This is a genomic window from Colwellia sp. C1TZA3 (assembly GCF_007954265.1).
Classification (GTDB): domain Bacteria; phylum Pseudomonadota; class Gammaproteobacteria; order Enterobacterales; family Alteromonadaceae; genus Cognaticolwellia.
Genome location: NZ_VOLS01000135.1, coordinates 1 through 1,325 on the forward strand (window position 1 = coordinate 1; position 1,325 = coordinate 1,325).

Annotated in this window: 1 protein-coding gene; it reads left to right on the plus strand. The window is 35.5% G+C overall.

Annotation, left to right across the window (positions count from 1 at the left end; translation table 11 throughout):
* The first annotated feature begins 416 nt into the window (after window positions 1-416).
* Window positions 417-959: a TrmH family RNA methyltransferase gene (locus ESZ39_RS17470; protein WP_146881189.1), complete on the plus strand. Its 543-nt coding sequence runs from the start codon at window positions 417-419 to the stop codon at window positions 957-959.
* Window positions 960-1,325 lie beyond the last annotated feature (366 nt).

The window sequence follows — 1,325 nt, forward strand, 5'->3', positions numbered from 1 at the left end:
TTAAAATAGCTCAAGGCTGTGTTGCTCTCAATCCCAATAGCCAGCTATTGCTCAATCGAGCGCCTTACCTTGAGTTATTTTTCCTGCGCACAACAAGATCACAAACTTAATGGAACTGGTATAATACTTAACTAAGAAAATCCTTTCGCTTGACTGGTCTACAAACCCTAGTAGAGGGTATGGGATTTTTCAATTAACTATGAGTGTTTAATTAATTTTTTATTCCTGCCTTTAATTTTTGTTTAATCGTTGATATAAATTGGCTTGATGGTCTATAAACATTAATTTGATCTTCATTAGATAAAGCCGCACAATCCTCTGCTAAGCTAAAAGCTCCGCTATAAACTCAGAAATAGGGCTCGCAGGGGGAACAAAGCATTAGCGCTTAGTAATAGTAAGTAATCAGAGTAGAAATCATGCATTCAAAAATACAACTTAGCAAAGAAGACCTTAGAATAAACAAGCCAACTCGAGATGAATACTTAACTAAGGCAAAAATCCCTTTGGTCGTAGTATTAGACAATGTTACTAATAGCTACAATATTGGGGCTTTTATTCGCTTGGCTGATGCTTTTGCTATCGAAAAAGTTATTGTTTGTGGCGCACTAACTATCTCAGATAAAAAGATGAAAAAAGCCTCTAGAAATGAAGCTAAATGGGTTTGTGTTGAATATAGCGATAATACCACCTCGAGCTTACAAATTTTATTGGATGAAGGTTATTCAGTTTACAGTGTTGAGCTATGCCATGAGTCAGTGGATTACACTCATGTGACTTATCCTGCTAAGTGCGTATTAGTATTAGGTAATGAACGTAAAGGCGTGGCTGAAGCCGCATTAAAATTAAGTCATCAACAAATACATATTCCGATGTTTGGGATGGGTAACTCGCTGAATGTTTCAACCGCTGGGGCTATAGTTTTAGCTGAATGTGCTAATCAAATAAGGAAAAAACTATAAGCCTGTATGCTGTAAAAGTTATTGATAAGCAAGTACTGAAAAGAACATCAATGGGGTCAGAGTTAAGAACATCAATGGGGTCAGAGTTAATGATTTTCTATGTTAAGGCTAAACTTAGTTCATTATTACTAAAACTGGTTCATTATCAGATAATTCACTATCAGCTAATTACCAATGACTCTGACCCTATTGATACATTGATATATAACGTTCAGTTATGATTTGTTATTTTTTATTAAGCTTAGATTCAACTCTGAAGTGCATAACCGCTAAGCAGCTATTGCCACTCTATGTTCAGCCATTAATTTGGCTGGCGTTTGGTAATTTATTTTCTTTCTTGGCCTATCGTTGAGTTTTACTATCACA

Bases quoted from the DNA above. Each gene is read 5' to 3' on its own strand.
- ESZ39_RS17470 (WP_146881189.1), top strand. From the start codon at position 417: ATGCATTCAAAAATACAACTTAGCAAAGAAGACCTTAGAATAAACAAG.